This is a genomic window from Pseudomonas syringae group sp. 247E2 (genome assembly GCF_032587795.1).
Taxonomy (GTDB): domain Bacteria; phylum Pseudomonadota; class Gammaproteobacteria; order Pseudomonadales; family Pseudomonadaceae; genus Aquipseudomonas; species Aquipseudomonas amygdali.
The window spans coordinates 211,989-227,042 of record NZ_JAWHPK010000023.1 but is presented as its reverse complement, the minus strand read 5'-3'; the positions used below and the strand labels follow the sequence as shown (position 1 = coordinate 227,042).

General features: G+C 59.6%; 12 protein-coding genes. 9 read left to right on the top strand and 3 right to left on the bottom strand.

Going from position 1 to position 15,054, the window contains the following annotated elements; translation table 11 throughout:
• Positions 1-137 precede the first annotated feature (137 nt).
• Together RYC18_RS20080 and RYC18_RS20075 are read right to left on the bottom strand one after the other, a co-directional pair.
• Positions 138-1,631 (bottom strand): CoA-acylating methylmalonate-semialdehyde dehydrogenase, encoded by a 1,494-nt coding sequence (locus RYC18_RS20080; RefSeq protein ID WP_316886648.1) that lies wholly within the window; start codon positions 1,629-1,631, stop codon positions 138-140.
• A 104-nt stretch (positions 1,632-1,735) separates the two neighbouring features.
• Positions 1,736-3,082 (bottom strand): aspartate aminotransferase family protein, encoded by a 1,347-nt coding sequence (locus tag RYC18_RS20075; RefSeq protein ID WP_316886647.1) that lies wholly within the window; start codon positions 3,080-3,082, stop codon positions 1,736-1,738.
• 113 nt (positions 3,083-3,195) lie between these two features.
• Between RYC18_RS20075 and RYC18_RS20070 the strand changes: the two genes are divergently transcribed.
• The 9 genes from RYC18_RS20070 to RYC18_RS20030 all read left to right on the top strand — a co-directional run bounded on the left by RYC18_RS20070 (position 3,196) and on the right by RYC18_RS20030 (position 13,609).
• Positions 3,196-4,116, top strand: a complete 921-nt coding sequence (locus RYC18_RS20070; RefSeq protein ID WP_316886646.1) for a LysR family transcriptional regulator — start codon at positions 3,196-3,198, stop codon at positions 4,114-4,116.
• Positions 4,117-4,302: 186 nt separating this feature from the next.
• Positions 4,303-5,700 carry a uracil-xanthine permease family protein gene (locus RYC18_RS20065; protein WP_044295505.1) on the top strand — a complete coding sequence of 466 codons (1,398 nt, stop codon included), beginning with the start codon at positions 4,303-4,305 and terminating at the stop codon, positions 5,698-5,700.
• Between the two features lie 95 nt (positions 5,701-5,795).
• On the top strand, positions 5,796-6,458 hold the full coding sequence (locus tag RYC18_RS20060) for a TetR/AcrR family transcriptional regulator (RefSeq protein WP_002555510.1): 663 nt from the start codon (positions 5,796-5,798) through the stop codon (positions 6,456-6,458).
• Positions 6,459-6,490: 32 nt separating this feature from the next.
• Complete coding sequence (locus RYC18_RS20055) at positions 6,491-7,084, top strand: IMPACT family protein (RefSeq protein ID WP_054076618.1); 594 nt, start codon at positions 6,491-6,493, stop codon at positions 7,082-7,084.
• A 522-nt stretch (positions 7,085-7,606) separates the two neighbouring features.
• Positions 7,607-9,160 carry an ABC transporter ATP-binding protein gene (locus RYC18_RS20050; protein ID WP_316886645.1) on the top strand — a complete coding sequence of 518 codons (1,554 nt, stop codon included), beginning with the start codon at positions 7,607-7,609 and terminating at the stop codon, positions 9,158-9,160.
• Between the two features lie 11 nt (positions 9,161-9,171).
• The gene (locus RYC18_RS20045; RefSeq protein ID WP_316886644.1) at positions 9,172-10,272 is read left to right on the top strand and encodes an ABC transporter permease; all 1,101 of its coding nucleotides are present in this window, start codon (positions 9,172-9,174) and stop codon (positions 10,270-10,272) included.
• Positions 10,272-11,198, top strand: coding sequence for an ABC transporter permease (locus tag RYC18_RS20040; protein ID WP_004666363.1), 927 nt, complete (start codon positions 10,272-10,274; stop codon positions 11,196-11,198). The genes RYC18_RS20045 and RYC18_RS20040 overlap by 1 nt, the downstream gene beginning before the upstream one ends.
• A 242-nt stretch (positions 11,199-11,440) precedes the next feature.
• Entirely contained in the window at positions 11,441-12,130 is a 690-nt protein-coding gene (locus tag RYC18_RS20035; protein ID WP_005742916.1) for an SDR family oxidoreductase, read from the top strand.
• A 123-nt stretch (positions 12,131-12,253) separates the two neighbouring features.
• On the top strand, positions 12,254-13,609 hold the full coding sequence (locus RYC18_RS20030; protein WP_316886643.1) for an 8-oxoguanine deaminase: 1,356 nt from the start codon (positions 12,254-12,256) through the stop codon (positions 13,607-13,609).
• A gap of 112 nt (positions 13,610-13,721) precedes the next feature.
• On the opposite strand, the gene RYC18_RS20025 is transcribed toward RYC18_RS20030, so the two are convergent.
• On the bottom strand, positions 13,722-14,819 hold the full coding sequence (locus tag RYC18_RS20025) for a calcium:proton antiporter (RefSeq protein ID WP_004659338.1): 1,098 nt from the start codon (positions 14,817-14,819) through the stop codon (positions 13,722-13,724).
• Between the last annotated feature and the right edge of the window lie 235 nt (positions 14,820-15,054).

Sequence of the window (15,054 nt, the reverse complement as noted above, 5' to 3'; positions counted from 1 at the left end):
TCTGCGCCGGAAGTGGGGCGAATTATAGACAGATCACAGAGGGCGTCAACCGTTAATTTCAAAAATCTGCAATTCAACTGCTGTGCCCCAACAAACACGGGAGATCCTCTTTAAAGACGATCTCCCGCTACGGGAATTTACAAGCTGGGAAATGCGAATTGCGACGCTTCATGGCTCGCACGTTGGGGCCAGCGCTGGGTAATTGCCTTGCGACGTGTGTAGAAGCGCACACCATCGGGACCGTACGCATGCAAGTCGCCGAACAGGGAACGCTTCCAGCCACCAAAGCTGTGATAGGCAACCGGTACCGGCAGCGGAACGTTGACCCCGACCATTCCCACTTCAATCTCATCGCAGAACAACCGCGCAGCTTCGCCATCACGGGTAAAGATGCAGGTGCCGTTGCCGTATTCGTGGTCGTTGATCAGTTGCATCGCTTGCTCAAGGCTATCCACACGCACAATGCACAGCACCGGCCCGAATATCTCTTCTTTATAGATGCGCATTTGCGGCGTGACACGATCAAACAGACAGCCGCCCATGAAGAAGCCCTGTTCGTGCCCGGCAACCTGGAGATTGCGACCGTCTACCACCAGAGTAGCGCCCGACTGCACACCGTCCTCTATATAGCCGCCGACCTTGTCGCGATGCTGCCCGGTGACCAGTGGCCCCATATCCAGACCGCAAGTCGTACCTGCGCCGATTTTCAGGCCCTGAATTTGCGGAACCAGTTTGGCCACCAACGCATCGGCGATCTGATCCCCGACGCACACCGCAACCGAAATAGCCATGCAACGCTCACCGCAGGATCCGTAGGCAGCGCCCATCAAGGCACTCACTGCGTTGTCCAGGTCGGCATCCGGCATCAGTACCGCATGATTCTTCGCGCCACCAAGAGCCTGAACCCGCTTGCCACGCGCTGCGCTCTCTTTATAGATGTACTCGGCAATCGGTGTGGAACCGACAAAGCTCAGCGCCTTGACCTCAGGCGCTTCGATCAGCGCATCAACCGCGACCTTGTCACCGTGAACCACATTGAGCACACCCTTCGGCAGCCCGGCTTCGTGCAGCAGCTCGGCTATCAGCAGCGTGGAACTGGGATCGCGTTCGGAGGGTTTGAGGATGAAGCAATTGCCACACGCAATGGCCAGCGGGTACATCCACAGCGGCACCATGGCCGGGAAGTTGAACGGAGTGATACCGGCAACGATACCCAGCGGCTGAAAGTCAGACCACGCATCGATGTTCGGCCCGACGTTGCGGCTGTATTCACCCTTGAGCACTTCAGGCGCAGCGCAGGCGTACTCCACGTTTTCAATACCGCGCTTCAGCTCGCCCGCCGCATCTTCCAGGGTCTTGCCGTGCTCTTCACTGATCAACTGAGCAATGCGCGCTTCGTTCTGCTCCAGCAATTGCTTGAAGCGGAACATCACCTGAGCGCGCTTGGCTGGCGGTGTGTTACGCCAGGCCGGAAACGCAGCCTTGGCCGAATCGATCGCCTTCTGGACCGTGTCCCGAGTGGCAAGCGCTACTGTGTGGATAACCTGGCCGGTCGACGGATTGAACACATCTGCGGTGCGGCCATCTTCAGAAATGAACTCGCCGTGGATCAGGTGTTGAATGCTGCTCATGGAAAACTCCGGATAATTGCATCGGGCGCGAATGGCTTCGCGGCCCATGCGACAAAAGCACCTGTGTAAAAGTACCTATATAAGAAGAGAGCCTGTCAGCGTGGTCAGTCGATCAGGTTCAGCGTTTCGCCGACGGCATCGAACAACCGGTCCAGGTCCTGCGCCTGACTGTTGAAGGTCGGGCCAAACTGCAAGGTGTCACCGCCAAAACGCACATAGAACCCGGCTTTCCACAGTTTCATGCCGGCCTCGAACGGCCGCACGATTGCATCGCCGTCACGAGGTGCGATCTGGATGGCGCCTGCAAGGCCGTAGTTGCGGATATCCACCACGTTTTTCGCGCCCTTGATACCGTGCAGCACGCTTTCAAAATGCGGGGCGATTTCTGCTGCCTGCTGTACCAGGTTTTCACGTTGCAACAACTCCAGCGCCGCGAGCCCGGCTGCGCAAGCCACCGGATGTGCCGAATAGGTGTAGCCGTGGGGGAATTCGACGGCGTATTCCGGCGTTGGCTGATTCATGAAGGTCTGATAGATCTCGCTGCTGGCGATCACTGCACCCATGGGGATCGCGCCATTGGTGATCTGCTTGGCGATACACATCAGGTCAGGCGTGACACCGAAACTGTCCGCACCAAACATCGAGCCTGTACGGCCGAAGCCGGTAATGACTTCGTCGAATATCAGCAGGATATTGTGCTGATCACAAATCTCGCGCAGACGCTTGAGATAGCCTTGCGGCGGAACGATCACGCCGGCAGAGCCCGCCATGGGTTCGACGATTACCGCCGCGATGTTCGACGCATCGTGCAGCTCGATCAGCTTGAGCATCTCGTCGGCCAGCGCAATACCGCCCGCTTCGGGCATCCCCTTCGAATAGGCGTTGCTGGCCAGCAGCGTGTGCGGCAGATGGTCGACATCCATCAACTGGCCGAACATCTTGCGGTTACCATTCACTCCGCCCAGGCTGGTGCCCGCCACGTTCACGCCGTGATAGCCACGCGCGCGCCCGATCATCTTGGTCTTGGTCGCCTGCCCCTTCAGCCGCCAGTAGGCACGCACCATCTTCACTGCCGTGTCCGCGCATTCGGAACCGGAGTTGGTATAAAAGACGTGATTGAGATTGCCCGGCGTCAGTTCGGTAATCTTTTCCGCCAACTGGAACGACAGCGGATGTCCGAACTGAAAGCCCGGCGAGTAATCCAGAATGCCCAGTTGCCGGGAAACGGCTTCCTGAATTTCCTTGCGGGTGTGCCCGGCCCCGCATGTCCATAGCCCGGAAAGCCCATCGTAGATCTTGCGGCCCTTGCCGTCTGTCAGATAGCTGCCATGCGCAGCAACGACCATGCGCGGGTCACGCTGGAAATTTCGATTCGCCGTGTAAGGCATCCAGTGGGCATCAAGCTTCAACTGACTGGCTACAGGCACATCAGACGCTTCGAACATATTCATGGGGGGGCAAGCCTCGCAGGCGCTAAACGAACGGTCATTGCAGCCAAGGTGTCACGCGGATAAAGTTCATAAAACCCGATTTTCATGATCTTTGGTTTGGTAAAGACTAAACAATGAGTGCCCGTCGCCCCGATCCACTGTCGCAGGTGAGCGATTTTGATATCCGCTTGCTGCGCATTTTCAAAAGTGTTGTTGAGGCAGGCGGTTTTTCCGCGGCCGAAAGCGTGCTCGGCATTGGCCGGTCGGCGATCAGCCAGCAAATGAGCGATCTGGAACAGCGTCTCGGCTTGCGGCTTTGCCAGCGAGGGCGGGCCGGTTTTTCACTGACCGACGAAGGACGTGAGGTTTATCAATCGTCGTTGCAACTGCTCAGCGCTCTGGAAAGTTTCAGGACAGAGGTCAACGGCCTGCATCAGAACCTGCGCGGCGAGCTGAATATCGGCCTGACCGACAACCTGGTCACCCTTCCCCACATGCGCATAACCCATGCACTGGCACGCCTGAAAGAGCGTGGGCCGGGCGTGCACATCAATATCCGCATGATTGCTCCCGCCGAAGTCGAGCGAGGTGTATTGGACGGCGGCCTGCATGTCGGTGTCGTGCCACAGGCCAGCGCCCTGCCCGGCCTTGAATATCACCCGTTGTACAGTGAGCGTTCGCTGCTTTATTGCGCGGTGGGACATCCGCTCTTCTACGCGGACAACTCAACGCTGGATGATGAACGCCTCGCACAGCAGGAAGCCATTGCCCCGACCTTTCGCCTGCCCAACGATATTCAGGAGCATTATCAGGCACTGACCTGCACCGCGAGCGCTTCAGACCGCGAGGGCATCGCGTTCCTGATTCTGACTGGACGCTACATTGGCTACCTGCCAGATCATTACGCCAACGCCTGGGTGCAGGAAGGTCGATTGCGCGCGCTGAAACCGGACTCGAAGTTCTACGACCTCAACCTGGTGACCGTTACCCGAAAAGGCCGACGCCCTCATTTGGTGCTGGAGAGCTTTCTGGAAACACTGGCCGCTACCCGATGACACACTCCTGCAGGACACCCTTCCAGTCAGCCAACGTTGCAGAGCGCCTAGAAAACGCTATCAGGCTGATATTTATTGAAATAGTTGGACTCAAATAAAAATAACCTGAGCAACTGGACAGTTTTTTGCAGTAATCCCCGACAACGACACGCCAGTACATGGCAGTTCCCCGTCCGAGACCTTGCCATGCAGCCTGAAACACTCGACAACGATGACCTGATTTACGGCCTGAATGATCGCCCAAGACCTTTAACGGCCATATTGGCAGCGTTCCAGCATGTCCTCGCCAGCTTCGTCGGGATCATCACCCCGCCATTGATCATCGGATCGACGCTCGGCCTGACTCAATACCTGCCGTATCTGATCAGCATGGCCCTGATGGTGTCGGGCACAGGTACTTTCATTCAGGCGCGCCGCCCGTTTGGTATCGGCGCAGGCATGATCTGCCTGCAAGGCACCAGCTTCGCTTTCCTGGGCGCGGTGTTGTCCGCGGGTTTTCTGGTCAAGCAACGCGGCGGCAGCCCAGAGGACATCATGGCGATGATCTTCGGCGTGTGCTTTTTCGGCGCGCTGGTGCAAATCGTGCTCAGTCGCTGTATTGGCCAGTTGCGACGTGTCATCACGCCGCTGGTGACCGGCATTGTCATCACGCTGATTGGTGTAAGCCTGATCAAGGTAGGTGTGACGGACCTGGGCGGCGGCTTCAACGCACCTGACTTCGGCGCGCCGTTGAACCTGGCGCTGGGCGCCTTCGTTCTGGCAGTGATCATCGTACTTAATCGTTCGAATACGCCCTGGGTGCGCTTGTCGGCGATCATCATCGGCCTGGCGGTCGGCAGTCTCGCCGCCTGGTTCAGCGGCAAGCTGATTCCACAGCCGATCCACGACCTGCCCTTGATCAGCGTGCCGGTGCCGTTCCGTTTTGGTTTCAGCTTTGACTGGACCGCTTTCCTGCCGGTCGCGCTGATTTATCTGATCAGCAGTATCGAAACGGTCGGCGACCTGACCGCCAATTGCATGCTCGCCCGCCAGCCGATCAGTGGCCCGAGCTACATGGCGCGTCTCAAGGGTGGCGTGCTGGGTGACGGCGTGAGCTGCATGATTGCCGCAACGTTCAGTGCATTCCCCAACACCACCTTTGCGCAGAACAACGGCGTGATCCAGCTGACCGGCGTTGCCAGTCGCTATGTCGGGCTGTACATCGGCGCGGTGCTGTTTGTGCTCGGGCTGTTCCCGCACATCGGAGCCATCGTCCAGCAGATTCCCAAACCGGTACTCGGCGGCGCAACGCTGGTGATGTTCGGCAGCGTCGCGGCAGCCGGTGTGCGCATTCTGGCCCAGTCTCCGCTGGACCGACGCAGCATGCTGATCATCGCCACGTCACTGGGTGTCGGTCTGGGTATCGCCGCGCAGCCTGCGCTGCTGCATCAGATGCCCAAACTGGTACAGAACCTGTTCGATTCGGCCATCACCAGCGGCGGCATCACAGCCATCGTAATGTGCCTGCTGATTCCGGAAGGAAAGGTCGCCGTGACCCGGAATGATTCAGCGACGGAACCCAATCCCCTTGAACAACCACGATAGGTTTCCATAGCCGCACTTGCGCCGGTGCTTGCGAGATAATCGCCGGTGCGCTATCTGTTCATTAGTTGCGCCCTACGACCTGTCCGGAATTGCCCATGACCCTTGAAGTCCCCGCACACAGCGCTCACGTCACCAAGCCCGCAAGCCGTATTCGTCAGAAGAACGAACAAGCAATCATCCAGGCAGCCGAAGATGAATTTGCCCGCCACGGCTTCAAGGGCACCAGCATGAACACCATCGCGCTGAAAGCCGGGCTGCCCAAAGCCAACCTGCATTACTACTTCACCAATAAGCTGGGCCTGTATGTCGCGGTACTGAGCAACATCATTGATTTGTGGGACAGCACGTTCAACCACCTGAGCGTCGAAGATGATCCAGCCGAGGCACTGGCCCGCTACATTCGCGCCAAGATGGAGTTTTCGCGCCGCCAGCCTCAGGCTTCACGGATCTTCGCCATGGAGATCATCAGCGGTGGCGAATGCATGAGCGAGTATTTCAGCCAAGACTACCGCCTGTGGTTCCAGGGCCGGGCAGCGGTTTTTCAAGCCTGGATCGATGCCGGCAAGATGGACCCGGTCGACCCTGTACACCTGATCTTCCTGCTGTGGGGAAGCACCCAGCACTACGCTGATTTCGCCTCGCAGATCTGCCGAGTCACCGGTCGCTCCCGCCTGACCCGGCAAGACATGGACCAGGCCAGCAACAATCTTATCCGGATCATCCTCAAAGGTTGTGGGCTCACGCCGCCAGCCTTGTAGAATCGGCGCCTTGACGTCAGCTGGATACACGCATGCCTTTTACCCTGGTCGGCCCTTGCGAGTTTCGTGAAGAAATCCGCAAGAGCCGCTTCATCACCCTCGCCGCCCCCATCGCCAGCCCGGCCGACGCCCAGGCGTTTATCGAGCAGCACAGCGACCTCAACGCCACCCACAATTGCTGGGCCTGGAAGCTGGGTGGTCAGTATCGCAGCAACGATGACGGGGAACCGGGCGGTACTGCAGGCAGGCCAATCCTGGCAGCCATCGAGGCGCAGGAATTCGATCAGGTCGTGGTGCTGGTGATCCGCTGGTACGGCGGCATTCAACTGGGGACTGGCGGCCTGGCCCGCGCCTATGGCGGTGGTGCCAACAAATGTTTGCAGCAGGCCGAGCGTCTGCCGCTGATTCAGCGTTCGTCATTCCAGCTTGAATGCAGCTTCAGTGAACTGGCGCTGGTCAAGTTGCGTCTCGCGGAAGTCAACGGCCTGCTGGAAAGTGAAAACTTCACTGCCACTGGCGTGCAGATGGCAATCGCGATAGGCCCCGAGCATGCCGACACGCTGCAACGACAACTGGCTGATCTGAGTCGCGGCAGAATTGTTTTGCACAAGGCCACAACAGAGTAGGCAACGCGTCAGCAATTGCCCACATCTACTGTGCATCCGGCTGTGGATAAGCTGAGCACACTCCACTGCGGGCCTTGCCGGGCTTGCGTTTCAGGCGAATGATCGTTTTTTGAGCAATCGCCTGGCATGGATCCATAAACGGTGCAAAAACAGTCTGTTAGCGCTCGTTAGTCCCTTTGGATGCTAACCACCGGCGTATTATTCTCCGCTGACGCGCTTGCGCACAGTATCTGTGGAAGAACCTGTGGATAACAGGTGCAAGGGTCGCGCATCCACATAACGCACCTCGCTTGACGCCTGCTGTACATTTTTTACTCAAATCAAAGAGCCACATTTGCCCCTCGCTCCGCCAGCGCGCCCCGAACTGGTGCCGAAATGATCGCGTCAGGTTGTCACTGCACGGCCATGAATGTCGAAAACACCTTACTCAACCTTGATTGAACGCACAGGACAGGAATCCTGACTCCTTGGCCAGGATTTTGCTTTATCCACAAGCGACCCACTTCTGCCTTCGAGCCTTTCATGTCAAACCACGCGATACCTGCGCGTCTACAACTGCGCCACATCACTAAACGGTATCCCGGCTGCCTGGCCAACGACGCTGTCGACCTGACGATTCAGCCCGGCGAGATTCATGCCCTGCTGGGAGAGAACGGTGCCGGCAAAAGCACGCTGATGAAGATCATCTATGGCGTGACGCAGCCCGACGCCGGGTCGATCATCTGGCAAGGCCAGGTGCAGACCATGCGCAATCCGGCACAGGCAAGAAGCCTGGGGATCGGCATGGTGTTCCAGCATTTCTCGCTGTTCGAAACCCTCAGCGTCGCGCAAAACATCGCCTTGGCTATGGGCGCTGCGGCAGGCACGCCCAAACAACTGGAACCGCGCATTCGCGAGGTTTCGCAACGCTACGGCATGGCAGTGGAGCCTCAGCGCCTGATCCATAGCCTGTCGATTGGCGAGCGGCAGAAAGTCGAAATCATTCGCTGCCTGATGCAGGACATTCGTCTGTTGATCCTCGACGAGCCCACCTCTGTGCTCACACCCCAGGAAGCCGAAGAGCTGTTCGTGACCCTCAGGCATCTGGCCGCAGAAGGCTGCAGCATTCTGTTTATCAGTCACAAGCTGGGCGAGGTTCGTGCCTTGTGTCACAGCGCAACCGTTCTGCGCAACGGTAAGGTATCCGGGCACTGTATCCCGGCTGAATGCTCCGATCTGGAGCTGGCGCGCTTGATGGTCGGTGATGCCGAAGGCTTGACCGCGCACTACGACAAAGTCAGCGGCAGCGAAGCCTTTCTGCGCGTCGACAAGCTGTCCTGGCACAACCCGGACCCGTTCGGTTGCTCACTGAAAGACCTGAGCCTGGAAGTACGCAGCGGCGAAATCGTCGGCATCGCGGGCGTTGCCGGCAATGGTCAGGATGAATTGCTGGCGCTGCTGAGTGGCGAACAGACACTGCCTCATGCCCAGGCGACGACCCTGCGCTTCAAAGACACCCCGGTCGGCGACCTGCGCCCCGACGCCCGCCGCAAGCGTGGGCTGGCGTTCGTTCCGGCAGAGCGTCTGGGGCATGGTGCAGTGCCTGAACTCAGCCTGGCCGACAACGCTCTGCTGACCGCTTTCCAGCAAGGACTGGTGAGCAACGGCTTGATCCAGCGCGGCAAGGTTCGCGCACTGGCCGACGAAATCATCCGTCGCTTTGCGGTCAAGACGCCGGACGCACAGGCCGCGGCGCGCAGCCTCTCGGGCGGCAACCTGCAGAAATTCATTCTCGGTCGGGAAATCCTGCAAAACCCCAAACTGCTGATTGCTGCGCACCCGACCTGGGGCGTGGATGTCGGTGCTGCCGCAGCGATTCACCGGGCATTGATTGCCTTGCGTGACGCGGGGGCAGCCATTCTGGTGATTTCCGAAGACCTGGACGAGTTGTTCCAGATCAGCGACCGACTCGCCGCCCTGAGCGGCGGCCAGCTTTCCGACCTGATCCCCACTGAACAGACCAGCACCGTGCAAATCGGCGGCTGGATGGCGGGACAGTTCGATCATTCTCAAACCCAAGCCCACGTGCCTGGTTAACGGAGCAAAACATGCTGCTTTCTCTGGAACCGCGCGGCCAGCAATCGCGCGCCATGTTGTGGTGTTCCCCTTTACTGGCTGCCGTCCTGACACTGATCTGCGGCTCGCTGCTGTTCATCGGCCTGGGGCTCAACCCTTGGGTGACGCTGCACACCTTGCTGATCGCACCGGTCAGCGACTGGTATGGCGTGTCGGAATTGATGGTCAAAACCTTGCCGATTCTGCTCTGCGCGCTGGGCCTGGCGGTCGCGTATCAAGCGCGCATCTGGAACATCGGCGCGGAAGGCCAGCTGCTGCTCGGCGCGCTGGCAGGCAGTGCCGTAGCGGTGAATATCATTGAGATGGAAAGTCGCTGGGCCTTGGTCATGGTGCTGCTGGCCGGCACCCTGGCAGGCGCGGCCTGGGCGGGCGTGACCGCCTGGCTGCGCACGCACTTCAACGCCAATGAAATCCTCACCAGCATCATGCTCAACTACATCGCCCTCAACTTGCTGCTGTACTTCGTCCACGGGCCGCTCAAAGACCCGGCGGGCATGAATTTCCCGGAGTCAGCGACTTTTGGCGACGCCAGCCGCCTGCCGCTGCTGATGGAAGATGGCCGCGCGCACATCGGCGTGTACTTCGCCCTGCTGGCACTGGTCGCGGTCTGGGTATTGCTGCAGCGCAGCTTTGTCGGTTTTCAGATCAAGGTGCTCGGGCTCGACAAGCGTGCTGCCGGTTTTGTCGGCTTTCGCGAGAAGCGACTGGTATGGCTGGCATTGTTGATCAGTGGCGCACTGGCCGGTCTGGCGGGCGTGTCGGAAGTGACCGGACCGATCGGCCAACTGGTGCCGCAGGTCTCGCCGGGTTACGGCTATGCCGCGATCACCGTGGCTTTTCTCGGACGCCTCAACCCCATTGGCATTCTGTTCTCCAGCCTGCTGATCGCCTTGCTGTACCTGGGTGGTGAAAGCGCACAAATGACCTTGAACCTGCCCTTGGCAATCACGCAATTGTTTCAGGGGATGATGCTGTTCTTCCTGCTGGCCTGTGATGTGCTGATTCTCTATCGCCCACGTTTGAAACTGCACTGGGCCAAGCGCCAGATGACAGCCGTCACAGGAGCCGCATGATGGATATCGACCTGCTGAGCAACATTTTCTATGCCATGGTCCGCTGCGGAACCCCCTTGCTGCTGGTGGCGCTGGGCGAACTGATCTGCGAAAAAAGCGGCGTCATCAACCTGGGTCAGGAAGGCATGATGCTGTTTGGCGCGGTGATCGGTTTCATCATCGCCCTGAGTACCGGCAATCTATGGCTGGGCGTGCTGCTGGCGATGCTCGCTGGCATGCTGCTGTCGGCACTGTTTGCGCTGGTGGCGCTGGTGTTCAACGCCAATCAGGTTGCAACCGGGCTGGCGTTGACCATCTTCGGCGTCGGCCTTTCCAGCTTCGTCGGTGCCGCCTGGGTCGGCAAGCCATTGAGTGGTTTTGAACCGGTGGCCATCCCGCTGCTGAGTGACATTCCGCTGATCGGCCGCATGCTGTTTGCCCAGGACCTGCTGGTCTACCTGTCCTTTGCGCTGTTTGCACTGGTCGCCTGGGCGCTGCTGAAAAGCCGCGTCGGGCTGATTATCCAGGCGGTCGGCGAAAATCCCGATGCGGCCAGCGCCATGGGCTTGCCAGTGTTGCGTGTACGCACGTTGGCCGTGCTGTTCGGCGGCGCAATGGCTGGGCTGGCCGGGGCTTACCTGTCGCTGGCCTATACGCCGATGTGGGCGGAAAACATGAGCGCAGGACGCGGCTGGATAGCCTTGGCGCTGGTGGTGTTCGCCAGCTGGCGCGTGTGGCGTCTACTGCTCGGTGCGTACCTGTTCGGCCTCGCCAGCATCCTGCACCTGGTCGCGCAAGGCATCGGCCTGGCCATCCCGTCCAACCTGCTGGCGATGCTGCCTTACCTCGCCACCATCATCGTCCTCGTCCTGCTCTCCCGCGACGCCCTGCGCACCCGGCTGTATGCGCCGGTATCGCTGGGCCAGCCGTGGCGGGCGGGTCATTGAGGAGCTAGCGGCGCAGATGGTTGACGCAGAGCGTCATGAACGGCATTCCCACGCTGGAGCGTGAGGAACGATAATCCCGACTATCGCGCCGATGCTCAGCGTCAGACATCTACCTTGAACGTTTCCGGCTCATGGAGATTCCAACACTGCATAGGCAGTAGTACGCTGCGGGGTCGAAACTTTCGAGAGGTCCTGCTGGCGCTGCCATGGAGTCTGTCTCTCAATTTGCCAAGGAATCATTCATGACCACTACCAAGAAAACCGCCCTCATTATCGGTGCTTCGCGTGGCCTCGGGCTCGGGCTGGTGCAGCGCTTGACCGAACAGGGCTGGCAGGTCACCGCCACGGTGCGTGATCCGCAGAACGCCGAAAACCTCAAAGCGGTAGAAGGCGTGCGCATCGAAGCGGTGGATCTGGACGAACCTGCTTCGCTGGAAGTGCTGGTCCAGAAGCTGCGTGGCGAGGTGTTCGACGTGCTGTTCGTCAATGCCGGGATTACCGGTGCGCAACACCAGAGCGCGGCAAAGTCGACCGCCGCCGAGCTTGGGCAGTTGTTCCTGACCAACGCTGTAGCGCCGATTCGTCTGGCCGAGCGCTTCGTTGAGCAAATCCGTCCCGGCACGGGCGTCCTGGCGTTCATGAGTTCGTGGCTGGGCAGCGTCACTTGCCCGGACGGCGCAAACCTTGCGCTGTACAAGGCCAGCAAGGCTGCACTCAATTCGATGACCAATACCTTTGTCACCGAGCTGGGCGAGAACCGTCCTACCGTGCTGTCGATGCATCCGGGTTGGGTGAAGACCGACATGGGCGGCGAAAATGCCGCCATCGACGTCATGACCAGCACCACCGGGCTTGTCGAACAGCTCAATGCCTACGCAGGCAAGGGCGGCCATCACTTCATCGATTACCAGGGCAAGACGATTGCCTGGTAATCGGCTGCTCGACTAGAATCGCCGTCCTTCGCCGGGGCGCACCTGACCCCGGCGACCCTGGATCAGCAGACAGGGCAACACTGAGCTGGCTAACCTGAACCTGTCTTTCAGAGGAGCCGGCCCATGCCTGCGATCCGTATCTGGTTGAAAAATCCCCTTGCCGTGTTCACTGCCAATGACCTGGACGCCCGTGGCGGTCTGGTGATCGAAGGCGGCGTCATCACTGAAGTGCTGGCCGCCGGACAACAACCGTCGACACCCTGCACACAGACATTCGATGCCCGCGAGCATGTGCTGCTGCCGGGGCTGATCAACACGCATCATCACTTCTACCAAACCCTCACCCGCGCCTGGGCACCGGTGGTCAACCAGCCATTATTCCCGTGGCTGAAAACCCTGTACCCGGTGTGGGCGCGCCTGACGCCAGAGAAGCTCGCGGTCGCCAGCAAGGTGGCGCTGGCTGAATTGCTGCTGTCGGGTTGCACAACGGCTGCTGACCATCACTACCTGTTCCCCGACGGGCTGGAACACGCCATCGATGTTCAGGTGCAAAGCGTTCGCGAGCTGGGTATGCGCGCAATGTTGACGCGTGGTTCGATGAGCCTTGGTGAAGCCGACGGAGGTTTGCCGCCACAGCAAACCGTGCAGCAGGGCGAGGTGATTCTAGCCGACAGTCAGCGCCTGATCGAGACCTATCACGAGCGCGGCGATGGTGCGCAGATCCAGATCGCGCTGGCACCCTGCTCGCCGTTTTCGGTCACGCCGCAGATCATGGCCGAGAGTGCGGCCATGGCCGAAAAACTCGACGTGCGCCTGCACACGCATCTGGCTGAAACCCTCGACGAAGAGGACTTCTGCCTGCAACGCTTCGGCCTGCGCACCGTGGATTATCTGGACAGCGTCGGCTGGCTCGGCCCGCGCACCTGGCTGGCCCACGGCATTCATTTCAACCCCGACGAGATTGCCCGCCTCGGCGCTGCGGGCACCGGCGTCTGTCACTGCCCAAGCTCGAACATGCGCCTGGCTTCTGGCATCTGCTCGACGCTGGAGCTGATCGCTGCCGGCGCGCCGCTGGGACTCGGGGTCGATGGTTCGGCGTCCAACGATGCATCGAACATGATCCTCGAAACCCGCCAGGCGCTTTACCTGCAACGCCTGCGCTACGGCGCCGAAAAAATCACTCCGCAGCTCGTGCTGGGCTGGGCCACCAAGGGGTCAGCGCAATTACTGGGACGTACCGATATCGGTGAGCTGGCGGTGGGTAAACAGGCCGATCTGGCGCTGTTCAAGCTGGACGAACTGCGTTTTTCCGGCAGCCATGATCCGCTCTCGGCGCTATTGCTGTGCGGCGCTGACCGTGCAGACCGAGTGATGGTTGGCGGTCAGTGGCGAGTGATTGACGGGCAGGTTGAAGGCCTGGACATCAAGCAGTTGATTGCCGATCACAGCCAGGCCGCGCGGGAGTTGATTCGGGGCTGAACGTGCGGGGCGATAATCTCAACTATCGTGCGACGCTCCGCGTCGGCATGCCGTTCAGGACGCTCTGCGTCCCTCTTGCGACGCAGAGCGTGGGAGCGATAGGCAATAGGCCCTAAAGCCCCAGACACGAGAGCATGATGAACGTCGCGAACAGCACGAAGTGGGTCATGCCTTCGATGGCGTTGGTTTCGCCGTCGTTGAGGTTGATGGCGGACACCAGCAGGGTGATGAAGATCATCACGGTCTGCACCGGCGTCATGGCCATCTGGAACGGCTGGCCGCTGTAAAGCGCCATCGCTTCCATGACCGGAACCGTCAGAATCACGGTGGACAACGATGCACCCAAAGCGATGTTGACCACTGACTGCATGCGGTTGGCGAGTGCCGCGCGCAGGGCGGTCAGAATCTCTGGTGCAGCGGAAATGGCGGCCACCAGAATGGCGGTCATCACTGGCGGAGCCCCCGTCCCTTCCAGGCCCAGGTCGACCGTCTTGGACATCACTTCAGCCAGCGCGCCAATCACCACCACACCGGTGACCAATGTGACAATAGAGCGGGTCAGGTTGACCGGCTCTGCATGCTGTTCAGCCTGATCCGAGCCCTGGCGCTTTTTCTTTTCCGGGTAGCTGTAGCTGAAAAAGTAGCTGTGCGGGCCGACCTGCATGCGCAGGAACAGCGTGTAGAGCAGAATCATCGCGCCAATGGTGAACGCCGAATAGATCTTCCAGTCGCCTTTGGGGATGAACTCGGGCACCACCATCGACACGCCCATGGCGGTGAGGATCATCACGCTATAGGTGCGCGCCGAGTCATCGTTATAGGACTGCTCGCCGTGCTTGATACCGCCCATCAGCGCGGCCAGGCCAAGGATGCCGTTGATGTCGAGCATGACCGCCGAGTAAATGGTGTCTCGCACCAGCGTCGGCGATGGTTCGTTGCTCATCATGATCGCCAGAATCACCACTTCGACCAGCACCGCCGAGAGCGTGAGGATCATCGTCCCGTAGGGATCACCGACCTTTTCCGCGAGCATTTCGGCGTGGTGCGCGACGCGCATCGAGGCGCAGACGATGAAGCCGACCAGCGCCAACCCGGAAACCAGTGCGACGACCTGTCCGTTGCCCAGCAGCACATGCTCCAGCGGATAGGCGACAAACATGGCAATGATTGCCAGCAGTAGAAACTTTTCTTGCTTGAGCAAAGCGCCCATTACTTTCTCCAAACCCTTGCGACAGATCGCCGCGGATAGTCATGAACGTGTCTGTCATTGAAGCCGTTCAGAGTGCGGTGTGTGACAAAAGGTTTCAACAAATGACCCGAATGAGAACTGCACCCACACGTAAATGACTTTTGATCCCGTCGTCACGATGTGAAATAGTGCCCGCCGTTTTCAACAATAGCGCCCGCCGTTTTCTTCGCGGCCTTCAGGGCGCGCCTGTTTTCAT

Excerpts from the sequence above, each read along its gene's own strand:
- RYC18_RS20080 (WP_316886648.1), bottom strand. The coding sequence starts at position 1,631 with ATGAGCAGCATTCAACACCTGATCCACGGCGAGTTCATTTCTGAAGAT.
- RYC18_RS20050 (WP_316886645.1), top strand. The coding sequence starts at position 7,607 with ATGTCAAACCACGCGATACCTGCGCGTCTACAACTGCGCCACATCACT.
- RYC18_RS20055 (WP_054076618.1), top strand. The coding sequence starts at position 6,491 with ATGCCTTTTACCCTGGTCGGCCCTTGCGAGTTTCGTGAAGAAATCCGC.
- RYC18_RS20075 (WP_316886647.1), bottom strand. The coding sequence starts at position 3,082 with ATGAATATGTTCGAAGCGTCTGATGTGCCTGTAGCCAGTCAGTTGAAG.
- RYC18_RS20025 (WP_004659338.1), bottom strand. The coding sequence starts at position 14,819 with ATGGGCGCTTTGCTCAAGCAAGAAAAGTTTCTACTGCTGGCAATCATT.
- RYC18_RS20060 (WP_002555510.1), top strand. The coding sequence starts at position 5,796 with ATGACCCTTGAAGTCCCCGCACACAGCGCTCACGTCACCAAGCCCGCA.
- RYC18_RS20045 (WP_316886644.1), top strand. The coding sequence starts at position 9,172 with ATGCTGCTTTCTCTGGAACCGCGCGGCCAGCAATCGCGCGCCATGTTG.
- RYC18_RS20065 (WP_044295505.1), top strand. The coding sequence starts at position 4,303 with ATGCAGCCTGAAACACTCGACAACGATGACCTGATTTACGGCCTGAAT.
- RYC18_RS20040 (WP_004666363.1), top strand. The coding sequence starts at position 10,272 with ATGGATATCGACCTGCTGAGCAACATTTTCTATGCCATGGTCCGCTGC.
- RYC18_RS20035 (WP_005742916.1), top strand. The coding sequence starts at position 11,441 with ATGACCACTACCAAGAAAACCGCCCTCATTATCGGTGCTTCGCGTGGC.
- RYC18_RS20030 (WP_316886643.1), top strand. The coding sequence starts at position 12,254 with ATGCCTGCGATCCGTATCTGGTTGAAAAATCCCCTTGCCGTGTTCACT.
- RYC18_RS20070 (WP_316886646.1), top strand. The coding sequence starts at position 3,196 with ATGAGTGCCCGTCGCCCCGATCCACTGTCGCAGGTGAGCGATTTTGAT.